The 19,219-nt window shown below is 69.7% G+C and carries 18 protein-coding genes; 13 read left to right on the top strand and 5 right to left on the bottom strand.

Annotated elements, in window-relative coordinates:
• The first annotated feature begins 4 nt into the window (after positions 1-4).
• On the top strand, positions 5-2,554 hold the full coding sequence (locus ACZK5D_RS07435; RefSeq protein ID WP_463664844.1) for a DEAD/DEAH box helicase: 2,550 nt from the start codon (positions 5-7) through the stop codon (positions 2,552-2,554).
• Between the two features lie 73 nt (positions 2,555-2,627).
• Positions 2,628-3,566 carry an acyl-CoA thioesterase gene (locus ACZK5D_RS07430; protein WP_463664843.1) on the top strand — a complete coding sequence of 313 codons (939 nt, stop codon included), beginning with the start codon at positions 2,628-2,630 and terminating at the stop codon, positions 3,564-3,566.
• 9 nt (positions 3,567-3,575) lie between these two features.
• Here ACZK5D_RS07430 and ACZK5D_RS07425 read toward each other — a convergent pair whose 3' ends face one another.
• Positions 3,576-4,340: an isoprenyl transferase gene (locus ACZK5D_RS07425; RefSeq protein WP_458994143.1), complete on the bottom strand. Its 765-nt coding sequence runs from the start codon at positions 4,338-4,340 to the stop codon at positions 3,576-3,578.
• Between the two features lie 30 nt (positions 4,341-4,370).
• Here ACZK5D_RS07425 and recO point away from each other — a divergent pair, with 30 nt between their 5' ends.
• Positions 4,371-5,093, top strand: coding sequence for a DNA repair protein RecO (recO, locus tag ACZK5D_RS07420; protein ID WP_458994142.1), 723 nt, complete (start codon positions 4,371-4,373; stop codon positions 5,091-5,093).
• A 45-nt stretch (positions 5,094-5,138) separates the two neighbouring features.
• Here recO and ACZK5D_RS07415 read toward each other — a convergent pair whose 3' ends face one another.
• From ACZK5D_RS07415 to ACZK5D_RS07400, 4 genes are read right to left on the bottom strand one after another with little or no spacing between them, the layout of a single operon-like run.
• A complete protein-coding gene (locus ACZK5D_RS07415; protein WP_458994141.1) occupies positions 5,139-5,540 on the bottom strand; it encodes a Fur family transcriptional regulator in 402 nt (133 codons plus the stop codon).
• Positions 5,527-6,513 carry a metal ABC transporter permease gene (locus ACZK5D_RS07410; protein WP_463664842.1) on the bottom strand — a complete coding sequence of 329 codons (987 nt, stop codon included), beginning with the start codon at positions 6,511-6,513 and terminating at the stop codon, positions 5,527-5,529. Before ACZK5D_RS07410 ends, ACZK5D_RS07415 begins: the two co-directional genes overlap by 14 nt.
• Complete coding sequence (locus tag ACZK5D_RS07405) at positions 6,510-7,262, bottom strand: metal ABC transporter ATP-binding protein (RefSeq protein ID WP_463664841.1); 753 nt, start codon at positions 7,260-7,262, stop codon at positions 6,510-6,512. The genes ACZK5D_RS07410 and ACZK5D_RS07405 overlap by 4 nt, the downstream gene beginning before the upstream one ends.
• On the bottom strand, positions 7,249-8,193 hold the full coding sequence (locus tag ACZK5D_RS07400) for a metal ABC transporter substrate-binding protein (RefSeq protein ID WP_463664840.1): 945 nt from the start codon (positions 8,191-8,193) through the stop codon (positions 7,249-7,251). The genes ACZK5D_RS07405 and ACZK5D_RS07400 overlap by 14 nt, the downstream gene beginning before the upstream one ends.
• Positions 8,194-8,374: 181 nt before the next feature.
• On the opposite strand from ACZK5D_RS07400, the gene ACZK5D_RS07395 reads away from it, so the two are divergent.
• From ACZK5D_RS07395 to ACZK5D_RS07350, 10 genes are all read left to right on the top strand, one after another.
• Complete coding sequence (locus ACZK5D_RS07395) at positions 8,375-9,691, top strand: ABC transporter substrate-binding protein (protein ID WP_458994137.1); 1,317 nt, start codon at positions 8,375-8,377, stop codon at positions 9,689-9,691.
• Positions 9,692-9,772: 81 nt separating this feature from the next.
• Positions 9,773-10,765 (top strand): carbohydrate ABC transporter permease, encoded by a 993-nt coding sequence (locus ACZK5D_RS07390; protein ID WP_458994136.1) that lies wholly within the window; start codon positions 9,773-9,775, stop codon positions 10,763-10,765.
• A complete protein-coding gene (locus ACZK5D_RS07385; protein WP_463664839.1) occupies positions 10,762-11,667 on the top strand; it encodes a carbohydrate ABC transporter permease in 906 nt (301 codons plus the stop codon). The genes ACZK5D_RS07390 and ACZK5D_RS07385 overlap by 4 nt, the downstream gene beginning before the upstream one ends.
• 56 nt (positions 11,668-11,723) lie before the next feature.
• Positions 11,724-12,026 (top strand): antibiotic biosynthesis monooxygenase family protein, encoded by a 303-nt coding sequence (locus ACZK5D_RS07380; protein WP_463664838.1) that lies wholly within the window; start codon positions 11,724-11,726, stop codon positions 12,024-12,026.
• 16 nt (positions 12,027-12,042) lie between these two features.
• Complete coding sequence (locus tag ACZK5D_RS07375; RefSeq protein WP_463664837.1) at positions 12,043-14,187, top strand: alpha-galactosidase; 2,145 nt, start codon at positions 12,043-12,045, stop codon at positions 14,185-14,187.
• Position 14,188: 1 nt separating this feature from the next.
• Positions 14,189-15,265 (top strand): ROK family protein, encoded by a 1,077-nt coding sequence (locus tag ACZK5D_RS07370; RefSeq protein ID WP_463664836.1) that lies wholly within the window; start codon positions 14,189-14,191, stop codon positions 15,263-15,265.
• A gap of 40 nt (positions 15,266-15,305) precedes the next feature.
• Entirely contained in the window at positions 15,306-16,457 is a 1,152-nt protein-coding gene (gene dusB, locus ACZK5D_RS07365; RefSeq protein WP_463664835.1) for a tRNA dihydrouridine synthase DusB, read from the top strand.
• 2 nt (positions 16,458-16,459) lie between these two features.
• Entirely contained in the window at positions 16,460-16,711 is a 252-nt protein-coding gene (locus ACZK5D_RS07360) for a hypothetical protein (RefSeq protein WP_463664834.1), read from the top strand.
• Positions 16,712-16,796: 85 nt separating this feature from the next.
• Positions 16,797-18,083: a citrate synthase gene (locus ACZK5D_RS07355; RefSeq protein ID WP_463664833.1), complete on the top strand. Its 1,287-nt coding sequence runs from the start codon at positions 16,797-16,799 to the stop codon at positions 18,081-18,083.
• A gap of 62 nt (positions 18,084-18,145) precedes the next feature.
• Positions 18,146-19,210 (top strand): HD domain-containing protein, encoded by a 1,065-nt coding sequence (locus tag ACZK5D_RS07350; protein WP_463664996.1) that lies wholly within the window; start codon positions 18,146-18,148, stop codon positions 19,208-19,210.
• Positions 19,211-19,219: the final 9 nt, after the last annotated feature.

The following is a 19,219-nucleotide window of genomic DNA, read 5'->3' as shown; positions in this document are numbered from 1 at the left end:
GGGCATGCCGAAGCTCACCGATCCCGTCGCCACTGACCCCGACTCCCTGTACGCCCGGTTCACGGACTGGGCGGAGGGGGAGGGCGTCTCGCTCTACCCCCACCAGGACGAGTCCGCCATCGAGCTGTTCACCGGGAACAACCTGATCCTGTCCACCCCGACAGGGTCGGGCAAGTCGATGGTGGCGCTGGCGGGGCACTTCGCGGCGTTGGCGACGGATCGGGTGAGCTTCTACACCGCCCCCATCAAGGCCCTGGTCAGCGAGAAGTTCTTCGCGCTGTGCCAGGTCTTCGGGGCGGACAACGTCGGCATGGTGACCGGCGACGCCTCCGTCAACGCGGACGCGCCCATCATCTGCTGCACGGCCGAGGTGCTGGCCAACATCGCGCTGCGGGAGGGCCGCTCGGCGGATGTGGGCCTGGTCATCGCCGACGAGTTCCACTTCTACTCCGAGCCGGACCGGGGCTGGGCCTGGCAGGTGCCGCTGCTGGAGCTGCCGCAGGCCCAGTTCCTGCTGATGAGCGCGACCCTGGGCGACGTCTCGGCGCTCGCCGACGACCTCACCCGGCGCACGGGGCGCCCCACCAGCCTGATCAGCGACGCCGAGCGACCCGTCCCGCTGCTCTTCGAGTGGTCGATGACGCCGCTGCAGGAGCGGGTGGTGGACCTCATCCAGGAGCAGAAGGCGCCCGTCTACATCGTGCACTTCACCCAGGCCGAGGCGCTCGAACGTGCCCAGTCGCTGCTGTCGCTCAACCTCATCACGAAACACGACGCCACTCGGCTTGCCGAGGAGATCGGCGCGTTCCGCTTCGGCCCCGGCTTCGGGAAGATCCTGTCCGGCCTGGTGCGCCGGGGCATCGGCGTCCATCACGCGGGGATGCTGCCCAAGTACCGGCGCCTCGTCGAGCAGCTCGCCCAGACCGGCCTGCTCAAGGTGATCTGCGGCACCGACACCCTTGGGGTCGGGATCAACGTGCCCATCCGCACGGTGCTGTTCACAGGGTTGTCCAAGTACGACGGCACGAGAGTCCGGCGCCTGCGGTCGCGGGAGTTCCACCAGATCGCCGGCCGCGCGGGCCGGGCCGGGTTCGACACGGTCGGCTTCGTCGTCGTGCAGGCACCCGAACACGTCATCGAGAACGAGAAGGCCCTCGCCAAGGCCGGCGACGACCCCAAGGCCCGCCGCAAGGTGGTCCGCCGCAAGCCGCCAGAGGGTTTCGTCGGCTGGAACGAGGAGACCTACGAGCGCATCGTCGTGGCGCAGCCCGAGCAGCTGGTGTCGCGGATGCAGGTCACCCACGCCACCGTCCTCAACATCGCGCAGCGGCCAGGCAGCGGCGCCGAGGCCATGCGCACCCTGATCGGCTCGTCGCACGAGCCGCCGGACCGCAAGCGCGCGCTCACCAGGCGGGCGCTGGCGCTCACCCGGGGGCTGCTGCACTCGGGCGTGCTGGTGAAGCTCGCCGCGCCGGACCCCGACGGCCGCTGGTGCGCGATGGCCGACGGCGTCCGCGACGACTTCGCCCTCAACCAGCCGCTCGCACCGTTCGCGGTGGCCTCGCTGGCCCTGCTGGATCCGGATTCGCCCACCCACCACCTGGACGTCGTGTCCATCATCGAGGCGGTCCTCGAGAACCCCTTCCAGGTCCTGCTGGCCCAGCAGTTCGTGGCACGGGGGGAGGCCGTCGCGCAGATGAAGGCCGATGGGGTGGAGTACGACGAGCGGATGGAGCGCCTCGAGGAGGTCACCTGGCCCAAGCCCCTCGACGAGCTGCTCGAGCACGCCATGGGGATCTATGCGCAGTCCCATCCGTGGGTGGATGCCTCCGCGCTCGCCCCCAAAGCGGTGGTGCGAGACATGTGGGAGCGCGCGATGAACTTCACCCAGTTCGTCGCCTTCTACAAGCTGCAGCGCACCGAGGGCGGGCTGCTGCGCTACCTGTCCGACGCCTACCGGGCGCTGCGGCACACCGTCCCCGACGAGCACCGCAGCGAGCAGTTCGACGACCTGGTCGAGTGGCTGGGGGAGACGGTGCGGCAGACGGACTCGTCGCTGCTCGACGAGTGGGAGGCGCTGACGGACCCGGACAAGGTCGCGGCCGCCGTGGCGGCGGCCGCGCAGGGCGCGCCCCCGCCGCCGCCCAGGCCGGTGACCGGCAACGAGCGCGCCTTCACCGCGATGATCCGCACCGCCATGTTCAGGAGGGTCGAGCTGGCGGCCAGGGACGACATCGACGGCCTCGCCGCCATGGAGGCCGCGGCCTCGGCGATGGCCGATCCGCCCCTGGAGGTCCTGATGGACGCGGATGCCTGGGACGAGGCGCTCGGACGGTACTGGGACGAGCACGACGACCTGCTCACCGACGGCGACGCCCGTGGCCCCGGGCTGTTCCGCATCGAGAAGGGCCGCGACCGCTGGACAGTCCTGCAGGTGATCCACGACCCCGCGGGCAACCACGACTGGATGATCCGCGCGGAGGCCGACCTGCCGGCCAGCGACGCGGCGGGCTCCGCGGTGGTCCGCGCGGCCGGGTTCGCGCGCCTGGACTGACCGCCCGTCGGCCGGCCCGCTGTGGATACGATGCCCGCGGGAGGGAGACCCGATGCCTGGAACCCAGCGGGGCGTGACCCTGAGATTTCTCGCCGAGCCCATGGACGCCAACGTCCGCGGGGTGATGAGCGCCGGCAAGGTGCTCGAGTGGATCGACAAGGCGGGGTACGCCGCCGCCGTCGGGTGGGCCGGCACCTACGCGGTCACCGGGTACGTCGGCAACATCCACTTCACCCGCCCCATCGAGGTGGGGGACCTCGTCGTCGTGCAGGCGCGCGTCGTGTTGACGGGGCGGACGTCTCTGCAGGTGGTGTGCACCGTGAGCAGCGGGGACCCGCGGTCGTCGGTCAGGGTGCTCAACACCCAGTGCGTGCTCCAGTTCGTGGCGATGGAGGACGGGCGCCCGGTGGAGGTGCCCCCGTTCGAGCCGCGCGAGGACTGGGAGCGTGGCCAACATGACAGGGCCGTCGAGATCAACGTCGCGCGCCGCGCCATCGAGGAGGAGATGCAGCGCCAGGACTACGACCTCGAGACGCAGTCCTGCCGCGAGACGCTGCGGTTCCTCGCGGCGCCCACGGACGTCAACTGGGGCGGCAAGGTGCACGGCGGCTACGTCATGAACTGGATCGACCAGGCCGCCCAGGTGGTGGCCGAACGCTGGCACGCGGGACCCGTCGCCTCGGTCTTCGCCGGCGGGGTGCGGTTCTACCGGCCGATGTTCATCGGCGACCTGGTGGAGGTCAGCGCGCGCCTGCTCCACACCGGCACCACGAGCATGCACGTCTCGGTGCACGTGCGCTCCGGCGACCCGCGGACCCGCGACCTCCGGGAGACCACGCACTGCACCATCGTCTACTGCGGGGTCGACGAGCTGGGCCGCAAGCGTCCGGTGCCGCCGTGGGAGCCGGCCCTTCCTGGCGACGTGGCACTCGACGCCCATGCCCGGGCGATGATCGAGATCAGGCAGCGGCTGCTGCGTCCGGTCCCCAAGGAGCTTCCGCCGGACCTGTGACGCGGAGGCTCACGCGGAGCCGAACCGCCGTTCCCTGGTGGAATACTGCTCGACGGCTGCCCACAGGTCGCGACGGTCGAACTCCGGCCACAGCCTGTCGAGGAAGATGAACTCGGCGTAGGCGGACTGCCAGAGCAGGAAGTTCGAGGTGCGCTGCTCGCCTGAGGAGCGCAGGAACAGGTCCACGTCGGGGATGTCGGGCTCGTCGAGGAACCGGGCGAACCGGTCCTCCGTCAACCGGTCCGGATCCAGTCTGCCCGCCTTGGCCAGCCGGGCGATCTCGCGGGCGGCGTCGACGATCTCGGCGCGGCCGCCGTAGTTGACGCAGAACTGCAGGGTGAGCGTGTCGTTGGACCGGCTCATCTCCTCGGCCACCTCGAGCTCCTTGATCACCGATCCCCAGAGGCGGGGACGGCGGCCCGCCCACCGGATCCGGACGCCGAGGTCGTTGAGCTCGTCGCGGCGACGGTGGATGACGTCGCGGTTGAAGCCCATCAGCCACCGCACCTCGTCGGGGGACCGCTTCCAGTTCTCGGTGGAGAACGCGTAGGCCGAGAGGTAGGGGATGCCGAGCTCGACTGCGCCATGGATCACGTCCAGCAGTGACGCCTCGCCGCGCGCATGGCCCTCTGTGCGCTTGAGCCCCCGCTGCTTCGCCCACCTGCCGTTGCCGTCCATCACGATGGCCACGTGGCGCGGGAGCGCCGCCTTCGGGATCCGGGGGGCGGTCGCGCCGCTGGGGTGGGGGGTGGGGAGGCGGCGGGGTGTGGGCACGTCCCGAGCCTAGCCGCCTAGACTCGGTGCGTGCCGACCTACCGCGACCAAGCAGTGGTGCTCCGGACGCATCAGCTGGGCGAGGCGGACCGCATCATCACGCTGCTGACCCGGTCCCACGGCAAGGTGCGGGCCGTCGCGAAGGGGGTGCGCAAGACCTCCAGCAAGTTCGGTGGCCGCCTTGAGCCGTTCCACCACGTCGACATCCAGTTCGCGGAGGGCCGGGGGTCGCTGGAGGTGGTCACCCAGGTGGAGGCCCTCCACGTGAGCAGGCTCGCTGGGGACTACTCGCGGTTCACGGCCGCCGAGGTGCTGGTGGAGACCGCGGACCGGCTGGTCGCCGAGGAGCACAGCCCGGCTTTGCAGCAGTACCGGCTCCTGCTGGGGGCATTGCGGGCGCTTGAGGCGGCCGACCGCCCGGCGCCTCTGGTGGTGGACTCCTACCTCCTGCGTGCCCTCGCGGTGGCCGGCTACGCCGTCGCGACGGCCGCCTGCGCGGGCTGCGGCAACGCGGAGGTCCCCTGGTTCTCCCCGATGGGAGGCGGGGCGGTGTGCACCCGTTGCCGCACCTCGGGCTCCGGCCAGCTCGACGACGCCTCCCGGGCGCACCTGGGTTCGCTGCTGAGCGGCGACTGGGCCGGGGCCCTGGCCACGGACCTGGCCACGGCGAAGCGGGTCGACGGCATGGTGGTGGCCTACGCCACCTGGCACATGGACCAGGCGTTGCGGTCGCTGCCGTACTTCGAGCGCTAGACAACCACTGATCACTGCGGCGGGAGCCGGGTGGTCAGTGGTTCGTCAGGCGGCGGAGCAGGCGCTGCAGAGGCCGAAGACCTCCACCTCGTGCACCACCTCGGTGAAGCCGTTGGCGTGCGCCACGCCCGCGGCCCACTCCTCCACCTCGCGGGCGGCGATCTCGATGGAGTACCCGCAGGAGCGGCACACGAGGTGGTGGTGGTGGCCGGACGAGCAGCGTCGGTACGAGGCCTCTCCGTCGGAGCTGCGCAGGAGGTCCACCTCGCCCGCCTCCGCCATGGCCTGCAGCGCGCGGTAGACGGTGGCCAGACCCACCTTGGCGCCGACCTCGCGGAGCTGGTCGTGCAGCTGCTGGGCGGTGCGGAACTCCTCGCCGCCCTCGAGCAGGTCCCTGATGGCGGCGCGCTGCCACGTGTGCCGGGTGGCCGGCCTAGTGCTCGTCATAGTGGTCTCCATGCCGGGCGTGCCGGTGGCCGTCGTGGACGTAGTCGAGGTGGTCGCCGTGCTGGATCACCTTCACGCCTGCGGTGTGGGCGAAGCTGTCGTCGTGCGTCTCGGCGGCGCGGTAGTCGTGGTGACCGTGGTCCTCCACGTAGGGGATGAAGCGCGCCGAACGGCGGAGCCATCGGCCGAACACCCAGGACAGAGCGAGCAGCCCGATGGCGGTGACCACGATGGTGGCGCCCGTCGCGGTGTCCAGGTAGAAGGACCCGACCGTGCCGCCGACGGCGGCCACCGCGCCCAGCCCCATCGCCCCGAAGAACGATGAGGTGAAGCCCACGAACGACTGTTGGGCCGTCGCCACAGGGATGACCATCAGGGCGCTGATGAGCAGCAGCCCGACCGTCCGCATCGAGACGGTGACCGTGATCGCGGCCAGCACCACCACGAGCAGGTTGAGCACGCGGACCTTGATGCCGAGGACGCGTGAGTATTCCTCGTCGACCGAGACCGCGAAGAGCCGCGGCGCCAGGCCGACGGTGACCACGAGGATGACGACCGCCAGCACCCCGATGATCCACACGTCGGACTCGCTGACCGAGGTCAGGGAACCGAAGAGATAGGCGGAGAGGCCGCCCGCGCCCTGTCCCGCGACCCCGGCCATGAGGACGCCCGAGGCGAGGCCCCCGTAGAAGAGGATCGCAAGCCCCAGATCTCCAGACGCCTTGCCGTGCTGCCTGAGCAGCTCGACCAGGACCGCGCCGGCCGTCGCGGTGACCACCGCGACGGGAAGGGGTGCCCACCCGGTCATCAGGGCGAGCCCGACGCCCATGATGGCGACGTGCCCCAGGCCGTCGCCGAGGAGGCTCATCCGCCGCTGCACGATGAAGGTCCCGATGGCGGGCGCCACCAGCCCGCTCAGGAGGGCTGCGAGGAGTGCGCGCTGCATGAAGGGCAGGCTGAGTGCGTCGATCATCGGAGGGTTCCGGAGATCGGATCGGTCAGGCCGACGACAGAGACGAGTTCCTCGTCTGGCCCGCACTCGTGCCCGCCGGATGCCTCGATGTCGACGGTGCGGCCGTCACACAGCGTCACCGCGCGGTGCAGGACGGCCTCCATCGGCCCCAGTTCGTGCAGCACCACCAGCAGGGCCAGACCCTCATCGCCCAGCCGGGCCAGTAGGTCCGCCAGCCCGGCCTGGCTGTGGAGGTCCACCCCCGCGAGGGGCTCGTCCATGACGAGCAGGTCCGGCTGCGAGGCCAGCGCCCGGGCGATCAGCGTGCGCTGCTTCTGGCCGCCCGACAGGGAGGAGTAGGGCCACCCTGCCCGGTCGGAGAGGCCCACGAGGTCGAGGGCGTGGTCGATCGCGGCGTGGTCCGCCTTGCGCAGCCATTCGAACGGCCTGCGGTGCGCGAGGCGCCCGGAGGAGATGATCTCGCGCACGGTGGCGTTGGCCACGGCGACCGCCGAATGCTGCGGAACGTAGCCGATCCGGTGCCAGTCACGGAACTCCTCCAACGGCTCCCCGAACAACTCGACGGTGCCCTCCTGGTGGGGCACCAGCCCCAGCAGCGTGCGGATCAGCGTCGACTTGCCGGACCCGTTGCCGCCCAGCAGCGCCACCGCCTCGCCGGCCGACACAGACAGTGACACGTCGCGCAGGATGGGCAGCCCGCCCAGGGAGACGTAGAGCCCCCGGGCGCTGAGCGGGTCAGGAGCAGCCATTGGCGGAGGAGAGGGCGGAGAGGTTGGCGCGCATGATGGAAGGGTAGTCCGTGCCGGGGGACTGGTCGGTGACCCCCTCGAGGGGATCGAGCACGGCGGTCTTCAGGCCGAGGTCGCCCGCGATGGATGTCGCGACGGCGTCGGAGGTGAGGGTCTCGAAGAAGATCGTGGTGATGCCGTGGGCCTCGGCCTCCTCGTGGATCTCCGCGATCCGGGCGGGTGAGGGGTCGGCGTCGGGGTTGACGCCGGAGATGCCGATCTCGGTCAGGTCGTAGCGGCTGGCCAGGTAGTGGAAGGCGGCGTGGGTGGTGATGAACTCGCGCCGCTCGCACTCCTGGAGCCCGGAGGCGAGTTCGGCATCAAGGTCCGCGAGGAGCGTCCCGGTGTCGGCGGCGTGCCCGGCGTAGTCGGCCTCGTTGTCGGGGTCGATGGCGGTCAGCCGGGAGCTCAGCTCCTGCACCAGGGCCGACATGAGGGTGGGGTCCTGCCAGAAGTGGGGGTCGAGGTCACCGTGATCGTGCCCGTCATCGGCCGAATGCTCCTCGGCCTCACCGTCGTGGGCGTGCTCGTCGGCCACCGGAAGCAGATCGACCACGTCCGCGACGTTGAGGACGTTCTGGGCCCCCGACTGCTCGATCGCGTCGTCGACGGCCGGCTGGAAGCCCTCGAGGTAGACCACGAGGTCGGCGCCGGCAAGAGAGGCGATCTGCTGCGGCGTGAGCTCGAGGTCGTGGGCCTCGGCCCCTGGGGTGGTGAGCGTGCTGACCGACCCGTGTTCGCCGAGCACGGAAGCAGCCGCCCACTCCAGGGGGTAGAACGCCGCCACGACGTGCGGCGCGGCCTGCCCATCTGTGGGCGCCGGGGCGGAGCAGGCGGCCAGCCCGAGGGTCGCGGCGGCGCCGAGGGCGAGGAGACGGAGCGGAACAGTCATGAGAACCATTATCAATTGCAGGGGCATGTGGGTCAACTCGGCAGGCAAAGTCACGGTTTGATAACTCCCCGACGAAAGTAAGGCGGCGGAGCGGGCCGCGGTGGCAGGATCAGGAAAGGAGCGCGCCCGACAGCGATCGTCGGGCGGAGAGACAACTCCACACGCAAAGGAGCGATCTGTTATGCGCAAGACGTTTTCCTTGGTCTCCGGCCTCGCGGCCGTGAGCCTGCTGGCCACCGGGTGTCTCGGCGGCGGATCCACCCCAGACGCCTCAGAGGATGCGGGTGAGGAGACCGCCAAGGAGACCATCCAGATCATGTACGCCTTCTCGGGCGACCAGTCGACGGCCTTCCAGTCGGACATGGACGCTTGGGGAGAGGCCAACGGCATCTCCTTCGACTGGATCCAGTCCAACGAGTTCGAGGTCCAGATCAACTCGAAGGTCCAGTCCGGCAACGCTCCGGACATCGCGATCTTCCCCCAGCCCGGCATCCTCAAGGCGCTCGCCGAGGAGGGTGAACTCGCCGAGCTCAGCACCCAGGTGGACCTGGACCAGCTGCAGGAGGACATCATCCCGGGCTTCCTCGACGCGGCCACCGTCGACGACGTGGTGTACGGGGCCCCGATGGCCATGAACGGCAAGTCGTTCTACTGGTACAACAAGCCGGCCTTCGAGGAGGCCGGGTACACCGTGCCCAAGACCCACGATGAGCTGCTGGCGCTGCTCGACCAGATCAAGGCCGACGGCGTGGCGCCTCTGTGCTACGGCATGGAGTCCGGCTCAGCCACCGGCTGGCCGGCCACCGACTGGATCGAGGACTACGTCCTGCAGACCGGCGGCACCGACGTCTACGACAAGTGGGTCAGCGGCGAGATCAAGTTCGACAGCCCCGAGATCCGCGAGGCATACGCCATCTACGACGAGGTCCTCATGACCGAGGGCAACGTGTACGGCGGGATCCAGAACTCGTCGTCCAACGCCTTCGCCACGGCGCTGAACCCGATGTTCGACCCGGAGCCGAAGTGCTACCTCGGCAAGCAGGGCAACTTCATCACGCAGCAGGGCTTCTTCCCGGACGAGATCTTCGCCCAGCTCGACACCGTCGTGGGCATGTTCGTGACCCCCAGCGTCAAGGGTGAGAGCCCGGTGCTCGGCGGAGGCGACCTCGCGGCCGCGTTCACCAAGAACGACGCCAACGTCAAGAAGACCCTGGCCTTCATGACCACCGATCCGGAGTTCGGCGACGCCCAGGTCGGCACGGGGGCATGGCTGTCCCCGCTCAAGACCTTCGACGCCGAGAAGTACCCCAACCAGGTGCTCAAGGACGTGGCCGCCTCGGTGGCCGAGTCGTCCGTGTTCCGCTTCGACGGCTCCGACCAGATGCCCGGTGCCGTCGGCTCCGGCAGCTTCTGGACCGGCATGGTGGATTACACCAGCGGCCGCACCGACCTCGACGCCACCCTGCAGGCCATCGACGCCAGTTGGCCCGCGAGCTAGTCGGCGCCCCCTCCAATCCGTGTCGGCGGTGGCCCGAGAACGCTCGGACCACCGCCGACCTCACCACTCAGGAGCAACCCCATGTTTGAAAAACTCGGCCTCGCGCTCGGCGCGGTCGTGGTGGGTGTGCTGGGTGCGGTGGCGCTGTTCTGGCTGTTGAACAAGGCATGTGAGCTCCTCCCGAAGAAGTGGGAACTCCGCCTGAAGCCCTACGCGCTGCTGTTGCCGGCCTACGCCGCGATCGGCATCTTCCTCCTCTATCCCGCCGTCGAGACAGTCACGGCCAGCTTCCGGCGCGGCCGCAACGGCCGGCTGCTGGAGTTCGTCGGCCTCGACAACTACACCCGTCTGTTCGCCGATCCCCGATTCATCAACACGCTGATCAACAACGTGCTCTGGATCATCGTGGCTCCGGCCGCCATCGTGGCCTTCGGCCTGCTGGTCGCCGTGCTGGTGGACAAGCTCAAGCCGATGGCGGAGAAGACGGCCAAGTCCATCATCTTCCTGCCGATGGCCATCTCCATGGTGGGCGCCTCCACGATCTGGAACCTGGTCTACGCCTGGCGTCCTGAGGGCTCCTCGCAGGTGGGTCTGCTCAACGCGATCGTCGTCGCGCTGGGTGGCTCGCCCCAGACGTGGCTGCAGATCGACGCAGTCAGGTTCAACACCTTCCTGCTCATGGTGGTCTACATCTGGACCCAGGTGGGCTTCGCGATGGTCCTTCTGTCGGCCGCCCTCAAGGGCGTACCGGAGGACACCATCGAGGCCGGGCGGATCGACGGCGCCTCGGAGGGCGCCATCTTCTGGCGGATCATCCTCCCGCAGGCGTGGCCGACCGTGATCACGGTGTTCATCACCGTGCTCATCGGCGTGATGAAGATCTTCGACATCGTCTATGCGATGACCAACGGCAACTACAACACCAACGTGTTGGGCAACGCGTTCTACGCGGCGCTGTTCCGCAACGGTGATCCCGGCACAGCGTCGGCCATCGTCGTGATCCTCATCATCGCCATCATCCCGGTCCTGGTGTACCAGGTCCGGCAGTTCCGGCTCCAGGAGGCGAACTCATGAGCGTCGTCGTTTCCCCCAAGAAGGTCAAGGTCAAGCGCGGCGAGGAATCGGCTCGCTCGGTCGGATCGGGAAAGTTCCTGTGGCTGATCGAGTCGGTCGTCGTGATCATGTGCCTCCTGTGGCTCATCCCCACCATCGGCCTCTTCATCACCTCGCTCCGGCCGCGCTCCGAGGCCAACTCCAACGGCTGGTGGAACGTGTTCGCCAACCCCACCCAGATCACGATCGAGAACTACGGCGAGGTCATGACCACGGGCGCCACCCCCTTCGGCGAGGCGTTCATCAACTCGATGACGGTGGCGATCCCGGCGACGATCATCCCCATCCTCATCGCCGCATTCGCCGCGTACGTGTTCACCTTCATGGAGTTCAAGGGACGTGACGTGCTGTTCATCGTCATCGTCGGCCTCCTCGTGGTGCCCAACTCGGTCTCGTTCGTGCCGCTGTCCATCATCTTCCAGCAGCTCGGCATCAACGGCCAGTTCGCCACCGTCTGGCTGGCGCACACCGGCTTCGGCATGCCGCTGGCGGTCTACATCCTGCGCAACTACATGGCGTCCCTGCCGAAGTCCGTCGTGGAGTCGGCGGAAATCGACGGCGCGTCGCACTGGCAGACGTTCTGGCGCCTCATCATACCCATGTCGATGCCGGCGCTGGCCTCGTTCGCGATCTTCCAGTTCCTCTGGGTCTGGAACGACCTGCTCGTGGCCCTGATCTTCCTCGGCCAGGGCGAGAACGCGGTGCTCACCATCGCGCTGGCCGGCGTTCTGGGCACCCGCGGCGAGAACTGGCACCTCCTCACCGCCGGTGCCTTCATCTCGATGATCCTCCCGCTCGTGGTGTTCTTCGCACTGCAGCGGTACTTCGTCCGGGGCCTCACCTCGGGCGCGGTCAAGGGCTGAGCCGCTCCCCGGGCCGGTGGAACAGCGTTCCCCGGCCCGGGGTAGCCTTCACTCCCGTGCTGGTCATCACACGTTTCTCCGCCCCCGGTCCCCACTTCGTCGACGAGGCGATGGCCGTTGTCCGATGGTGGTCCGCGCGCCCCGGATGCCTGGGGATCGAGCTCGTGCGCAACCTCGACGACCCCGGGCTCTTCGCCCTCGTCGGGCGGTGGGCCAGTGTGGGGGAGTACCGGCGCTCCTTCAACGGCTACGAGGCCAAGATGATCCTCACGCCCCTGCTGTCCCGCGCCGTCGACGAGCCGAGCGCCTATCTCCCCGCCGACGAGGTCGGCGAGAACCTTCCTCGCGGCACCTACTGAACCCAGGGGGTCCCACATGAACACCCGCCTTCTCCTCACCGCCGCCGGGGTCTCGATCGCCGTGTCGGTGGCGGCGTCCCGCCTGCCCGAGGTGCTGCACTGGGGCCACGAGCTCCAAGCGCTCACGGCCGACCAGTTCGACGCCCTCGCTCTCGCCAACGTCGTCCAGGTGGGGCCGAACAACCCCGATCTGCCGCCCCGCTTCGGCATCCTGCTGGAGGGACGCCACGCCTGGGCCGGACGCCCCGGCCTGGTCGGCTCCCGTGCCGGCCGGGACTGGACTCCGGACTGGGCGGTCACCGGCGTCCTGGTCGACGGACGCCCCGCGGAGCCGTTGGCCAACCTCGGGCCGTGCACCGTCGAGTTCCAGGCGCACTCGGCCACGTCGCGGCTCGACCTGAGGATCACGCTCGAGCTCACCTCGGAGGGCCTGGTGCGGTTGCGCGGCGAGCTGACGAACCTCGACGAGGCGCCGTTCTCCGTCGACGAGCTCACCCTCGCGCTGCCCGTGCCGAGCAGGGCATCGGAGCTGTTCGACTTCGCCGGTCGCTGGGGAGTGGAACGGTTCCCGCAGCGGCGTGAGTTCACCGTCGGCCAGCACCGGCGCGAGGGACGGCACGGGCGGACCGGGGCCGACGCGGCCTACGTCCTCCACGCCTCGGCTCCCGGACTCGGCTTCCGCTCGGGGGAGGTGTGGTCGGTCCATACCGCATGGAGCGGCAACCACCTCCACGTCGCGGAGCGCGACTTCATCGGGCATCAGGTCCTCGCCGGGGGCGAGCTGCTCCTGCCGGGCGAGGGGATCCTCGGCGCCGGCCAGAGCTACCGGACCCCGTGGCTGTTCTTCAACTACGCCGACGGGCTCGACGAGCAGGCGGACCGCTTCCACGGTTGGCTGCGGTCCCTGCCCCACGCGCCGTCCCCCGAGCGGCCCGTCACGCTGAACGTCTGGGAGGCCGTCTACTTCGACCACGACGCCGATCGGCTCATCGACCTCGCCGAGCGGGCGGCCGCCCTCGGCGTGGAGCGCTACGTGCTCGACGACGGCTGGTTCGGGGCCCGCCGCGATGATCGCGCCGGCCTGGGTGACTGGGTGGTCTCGCCAGACGTGTGGCCCGAGGGCCTTCACCCGCTCGTCGACCGGGTGAAGAACCTCGGGATGGAGTTCGGCCTGTGGTTCGAGCCCGAGATGGTCAACCTCGACTCGGACCTGGCCCGGGCGCACCCGGAGTGGATCATGCAGCCCTCCGGCCGCCTGCCCGTCGAGGCCCGCCAGCAGCACGTCCTCAACCTGTCCATCGACGGCGCCTGGCGGCACGTGTTCTCGCAGATGGACGCCATCCTGACCGAGTACCGCATCGACTACGTCAAGTGGGATCACAACCGCGATCTCATCGACGCAGGCACCGCGCCGTCCGGTGAGCCGGCCGTGCACGCCCATACGATCGCCTACTACCGGCTCCTCGACACGCTGCGCCACCACCATCCCGATGTCGAGTTCGAATCGTGCAGCTCCGGAGGTGCGCGGGTGGACCTGGAGGTGATGCGCCGGGTCGAGCGCGTCTGGGTCTCGGACGTGATCGACCCCCATGAGCGTCAACGGCTCCTGACCTGGACCAGCCAGCTGCTGCCCCCGGAGTTCCAGGGCAGCCACATCGCGTCCGGCCGCTCCCACAGCACCGCGCGCTGGCACGACATCGACTTCCGGGCCGCCACGGCGGTGTTCGGGCATCTCGGCATCGAGTGGGACCTGGCGCAGGCCACGGATGAGGAGCTCGGGCAGCTGCGGTGGTGGATCGACTGGTACAAGGCCAACCGCGGGGTCCTGTTGGCAGGGCGTCAGGTGCGCGTGGACATGCGCGAGCCGGACTGCTACTTCAAGGGCGTGGTGACTGAGAGCAAGGCCATCTTCTCGCTGTCGGTGCTGTCGGCCAGCCCTGTGGTCTCACTGGGGATGCTGCCCTTCCCCGGCCTGGATCCCGACGCCACCTATCGCGTCACCGTCATCGACCGCCAGCTCGTCCCGGCCATCCACATCGTGCCATGGGAGGCCGCGGGGAGCCCGCTGGTGCTCCCCGGGCACGTGCTGATGCACGCCGGCATCAGGGCCCCCCAGATGCAGCCGGACACCGCAGTGATCTTCGAGCTGGAGCGGCTGTGACATGACCCACTGGCCCGTGGACGCCACCACGCGGAGCGTCGCGCTCGCGGTGCTGCGTCACGGGCCGATCTCGAGGGCCGATGTAGCGAGGCTGCTGGGGCTCTCGTCGGGGTCACTGACCCGGATCACCAAGCCGTTGCTCGGAAGCGGAGTCCTCGAGCAGGGCCCGCCGTCGGTCCTCGAGATCGGTCGGCCCCCGCTGCCGCTGCGCGTCGTGGATGAGTCGGCCAGCTTCCTCGGGGTGAAGGTCGTGCCAGGACACGCGTGGGTGGTGCGCACAGGCCTGGCCGGGGAGGTGCATCAGTCGTCGGAGCTCGACCTGGACACCACCACGCTCGAATCCACGGCTCAGGGGCTCGCCGAGGTGGTGCGCGACGCCCCGGGGCTCGCGGCGGTCGGGGTCTGCCTGCCGGCCTCCGTGGAGCCGGACGGTGTCCTGCACGCCACCCGGATGCTCCGGTGGCCCGGGGGCGGCAACCTCTCCAGGCGCGTGACGGAGCTCACCGGCGTCGACTGCGCCGCGACGAACGACATCGACGGTCTGACGCTGTACCAGCACTGGTTCGGTGCCGGTCGCGGGCTGACGCACTTCGCCGTCGTCACCTTCGGCATGGGCGTGGGATGCGGAGCCGTGGTCGACGACCAGCTCCTCCTCGGCCGGCAGGGGGCGGCCGCCATCCTCGGCCGGCTCTGGCTGCCCGACGGGCGCGTCTTCGGCGACGTGCTGTCCTTCGACGCCGTGGCAGATGCGGCCAGCGAGCTCGCCGGACGGCCGCTGACGTTCGAGGAGGCGCTCTGCACGGCCGAGGCCGAACCCGCCATCGACGACGCGCAGCGCGCCATAGGCTGGCTGGTGCGCGGGGCGGCCATCGCGTTCGCACCCGAGTCGATCCTCATCACCGGCGAGGGGATCCACGTCCTGCGGGGCTCACTGGACGTCGTGCGAGAGGTCCTGACCCACGACTGGCGGGAGGACCTCCTCTTCCCGGAGCTTGTCCTGGCCCCCCTCGACTTCCACGACTACGCGCGCGGAGCGGCCGTGGCGGCCATCCGGCAGAGGTTCACCTCGCCCGTCTGACGTAGGCTGGGGGGTCGCCGCCCACATCCCAGGAGATCCGTTGCCCGTCATCCAGCCGCTGCGCCTGCACGCGCCCAGCCGCCGCGACGCCGTCGTCGTGGACCTTCCCGTGGTCCTCGCGCCGATGGCCGGGGTCACCAACGCCGCCTACCGGCAGCTGTGCCGCGAACAGGGGGCCGGGCTGTACGTCTGCGAGATGATCACCTCCCGCGGTCTGGTGGTGGGGGATCCCAAGACCCGGGCCATGCTCCAGTTCGACCCGGGCGAGACCACGCGCTCGGTGCAGCTGTACGGCGTCGACCCTGACGTGATGGCTGACGCCGCGAGAATCCTCGCCCGGGACTTCGCCGTGGGCCACATCGATCTCAACTTCGGCTGCCCCGTGCCCAAGGTGACGCGCAAGGGCGGCGGCGGCGTCCTGCCCTACAAGCGGGACCGCCTGCGCGCCATCGTCCGGGAGACGGTCCGGGCCGCCGACGAGTTCGGCGTGCCCGTCACCATCAAGACCCGGATCGGCATCGACGCCGCGCACGAGACGTTCCTCGACGCCGGGCGCATCGCCCAGGAGGAGGGCGCCGCCGCCATCGCGCTCCACGGGCGCACCGTGCAGCAGGCCTACTCGGGGGAGGCCGACTGGACGCGGATCGCCGAGCTGGTCTCCGCCGTCGACATCCCGGTCCTCGGAAACGGCGACATCTGGGAGGCGGAGGACGCGCTGCGCATGATGGACGAGACCGGCTGCGCGGGCGTGGTCGTGGGCCGCGGATGCCTCGGCCGGCCCTGGCTGTTCGGGGACCTGGCCGCCGCTTTCTCCGGCGACGCGCTCCGGCACCGGCCCACGCTGGGGCAGGTGGGGGGCATGCTGCTGCGCCACGCCGAGCTGCTCACCGGCTACGTCGGGGAGAGGCATGGGCTGACCGACCTGCGCAAGCACATGGCCTGGTACTTCAAGGGCTATCCGGTGGGGGAACTGCGCCGGAGTTTCGCCATGGTCTCGACGATGGACGAGCTGCGGGACCTGGTGGCGCAGCTGGAGCAGGACGCTGACTTCCCCGCCGCGGAGCTGGGCACTCCCCGGGGCCGCCAGGGGTCGCCGCGCGGCAAGGTGGTGCTGCCGTACGGTTGGTACGACGACACCTCCGGGTGTGAGCTGGACCTATCTGACGCCGAGATCGGCGTGAGCGGAGGATGACGATGACCGAACCCACGGGCGACCCCACGGACGACGCGACGGGCGACGCGAAGAAGAAGCTGCCGATCTGGGCCCAGATCGGCCGGGCCGTCGCCCTGCTGTCGGTGCTGGTGCTGTTCGTCAGCGCGTACTTCCAGTCCACGACCACAGGGGCGGAGTCGCTCAACTGGGAGCGGATCGGCAGCAGCGCCTTCGGCATCGCCGTGATGGGCGTGGCGTTGCTGTTCCTCGGGCGGGCGCAGACCCGAAAGTAGGCCCCACCCGGGCCTGGTCCGATCCCATCGTTATTGTGGGGCAAACGCCGGCCCCCCTGGGCCGGCCCCGGCCCCAGGAGGTTCCATGGGCGAGACCGCGACCATCATCATCGACGGAGTGAGCCACGAACTCCCCGTCATCACCGGGAGTGAGGGCGAGCGGGCCATCGACATCTCGTCGCTGCGCTCCAGCACAGGACTGATCACCCTCGACGACGGCTACGGCAACACCGGCTCGTGCAAGTCGGCCATCACGTTCATCGACGGCGAGAAGGGGATCCTGCGCTACCGGGGCATCCCCATCGAGGACCTGGCGGAGCGATCGAGCTTCATCGAGACCGCTGAGCTGCTGATCTTCGGCGAACTGCCGGACGAGGAGCAGAGGGCCGAGTTCCGGCACCTGCTGACCGAGAACGCGGCGCTGCACCGCGACATGCGCAAGCACTTCGACGGATTCCCTGCCACTGCGCACCCGATGGCCATCCTCTCCGCGATGGTCAACGCGCTGCAGACACACGAGGTCCCGGAGATCCAGTTCACCGACGCGCAGCGCTTCAAGTCAGCCGCCGCCGGACTGATCGCGAAGACCCGCACCATCGCGGCCGCCTCGTACAAGTCCCACATCGGGCAGCCGATCGCCTATCCCCGCTACGACCTCAACTACGCCGAGAACTTCCTCCACATGATGTTCTCCGTCCCCTACCGGGACTACGAGGCGACGCCCGAGGTGGCGCACGCGCTCAACATGTTCCTCGTCCTGCACGCCGATCACGAGCAGAACTGCTCCACCTCGACCGTGCGCATGGTGGCCTCCGCTGGGACCAGCATGTTCTCCTCGGTCGCGGCAGGCGTCAACGCGCTCTGGGGCCCGCTGCACGGTGGCGCCAACATGGGCGTGATCGAGATGCTCGAGTACATCCGCGACACCGGGACCAGCCCCCAGTCCTACGTCAACCGGGTGAAGGACCGCTCCTCCGGCTTCAAGCTCATGGGCTTCGGTCACCGCGTGTACCGCAACTTCGATCCCCGGGCGAAGATCCTCAAGGAGGCCGCCGACAAGCTGCTCGACGCGATGCACATCACGGACCCGCTGCTCGACATCGCCCGGCAGGTGGAGCAGGCGGCGCTGGCCGACGACTACTTCGCGTCGCGCAGGCTCTACCCCAACGTCGACTTCTACTCCGGCATCATCCTGCGCGCCATCGGCATCCCGCTCGACATGTTCACCGTGATGTTCGCCATCGGGCGCACCCCGGGGTGGATCGCGCACTGGAAGGAAGTCTCGGACAACCCCAAGCAGCGCATCTACCGGCCGCGTCAGGTGTACGTGGGCAACCAGTTGTCCGAGTGGGTGCCCCGCGCCGAGCGCTGAGGTCGCTACGGTTGGAGGCGATGGACACTCCACTTCCGCGCACCAGGCTCTGGGCCTCCACCATGCAGGGCCACGGCCGGGGCGTCATCACCGCGCACGCCACGTCGTCGGCGCGCACCTCGGCGCGGGACCCGAGGCGGCGCGAGCAGCGTGAGGCGCTGGAGCATCTGACGCTGGTCCCCGAGGCGAGCCACGCGGTCGGTGCGGGGGAGCGGGAGCGGCCCGAGGAGCCGGACGAGTTCCGGACCTGCTTCGAGCGGGACCGGGACCGGATCGTGCACTCGGCCGCCTTCCGCCGCCTCGCGGGCAAGACGCAGGTGGTGGTCTATCCCACGGACCACCAGCGCACCCGGCTGACGCACGCCGTCGAGGTGGCCCAGGCCGCCGTGGCCATGGCGCGCGGCATCGGCGCCAACGTCACCCTGGTCGACGCCATCGCGCTCGGCCACGACTGCGGTCACGGGCCGGGGGGCCACGCCTCGGAGGACGCCTTCGACCAGTTCATCGAGGGCGGCTACGACCACGGTCCCTGGGGCGCGGACGTGGTGCTCCGTCCCCTCAACCTGACGGTCGAGACCCTCGACGGGATCCGCAACCACTCGTGGTCGCGGCCCGCCCCGGCCACCCTCGAGGGGGAGATCGTGTCCTGGGCGGACCGGATCGCCTACTGCGCGCACGACCTGGAGGACGCCGTGTCCGCCGGCATCGTCGCCGTCGCCGACCTGCCGCCGGTGGTGCGGGAGGTGGCGGGGGTGACCAGGACCCGGCAGCTGTCCACGTTCATCACCGCCGTCATCGCGACGACCTCGACCACGGGGGTCGTGGGCATGGACCCGGCGACGGCGGAGGCGCTCGGGGAGTTGCGCCGGTTCAACTACGAGCGCATCTACACCCGGCCCGAGTCGGTGGCCCAGTCGCACACGGTCGTGCGCGTGCTGACGGATCTCGTCGAGTACTACCTGGCCACGCCCGCCGCGCTGCCTCACGAGTACCGCGGCGACGACCTGCTGCGCGGCGTCGTCACCTACGTGGGCGGCATGACAGACCGTTTCGCGTTCGAGCAGGCCCGGCATCTGCTCGGCTGGGACCCCCGGAAGCTCCCGCGGGGCATCGGCCGCGGCGCCTGACTCCGCACC

It is taken from the genome of Tessaracoccus yangjingae (assembly GCF_055326235.1).
This window is presented reverse-complemented; position numbering and strand designations above follow the sequence as displayed.

What these genes read in the sequence shown, in the direction of transcription:
- ACZK5D_RS07355 (WP_463664833.1), top strand. Translation starts at nt 16,797, where the DNA reads ATGGGCGAGACCGCGACCATCATCATCGACGGAGTGAGCCACGAACTC.
- ACZK5D_RS07395 (WP_458994137.1), top strand. Translation starts at nt 8,375, where the DNA reads ATGCGCAAGACGTTTTCCTTGGTCTCCGGCCTCGCGGCCGTGAGCCTG.
- ACZK5D_RS07385 (WP_463664839.1), top strand. Translation starts at nt 10,762, where the DNA reads ATGAGCGTCGTCGTTTCCCCCAAGAAGGTCAAGGTCAAGCGCGGCGAG.
- ACZK5D_RS07375 (WP_463664837.1), top strand. Translation starts at nt 12,043, where the DNA reads ATGAACACCCGCCTTCTCCTCACCGCCGCCGGGGTCTCGATCGCCGTG.
- ACZK5D_RS07370 (WP_463664836.1), top strand. Translation starts at nt 14,189, where the DNA reads ATGACCCACTGGCCCGTGGACGCCACCACGCGGAGCGTCGCGCTCGCG.
- ACZK5D_RS07390 (WP_458994136.1), top strand. Translation starts at nt 9,773, where the DNA reads ATGTTTGAAAAACTCGGCCTCGCGCTCGGCGCGGTCGTGGTGGGTGTG.
- ACZK5D_RS07350 (WP_463664996.1), top strand. Translation starts at nt 18,146, where the DNA reads ATGCAGGGCCACGGCCGGGGCGTCATCACCGCGCACGCCACGTCGTCG.
- ACZK5D_RS07400 (WP_463664840.1), bottom strand. Translation starts at nt 8,193, where the DNA reads ATGACTGTTCCGCTCCGTCTCCTCGCCCTCGGCGCCGCCGCGACCCTC.
- ACZK5D_RS07360 (WP_463664834.1), top strand. Translation starts at nt 16,460, where the DNA reads ATGACCGAACCCACGGGCGACCCCACGGACGACGCGACGGGCGACGCG.
- ACZK5D_RS07405 (WP_463664841.1), bottom strand. Translation starts at nt 7,262, where the DNA reads ATGGCTGCTCCTGACCCGCTCAGCGCCCGGGGGCTCTACGTCTCCCTG.
- ACZK5D_RS07435 (WP_463664844.1), top strand. Translation starts at nt 5, where the DNA reads ATGCCGAAGCTCACCGATCCCGTCGCCACTGACCCCGACTCCCTGTAC.
- ACZK5D_RS07410 (WP_463664842.1), bottom strand. Translation starts at nt 6,513, where the DNA reads ATGATCGACGCACTCAGCCTGCCCTTCATGCAGCGCGCACTCCTCGCA.
- ACZK5D_RS07415 (WP_458994141.1), bottom strand. Translation starts at nt 5,540, where the DNA reads ATGACGAGCACTAGGCCGGCCACCCGGCACACGTGGCAGCGCGCCGCC.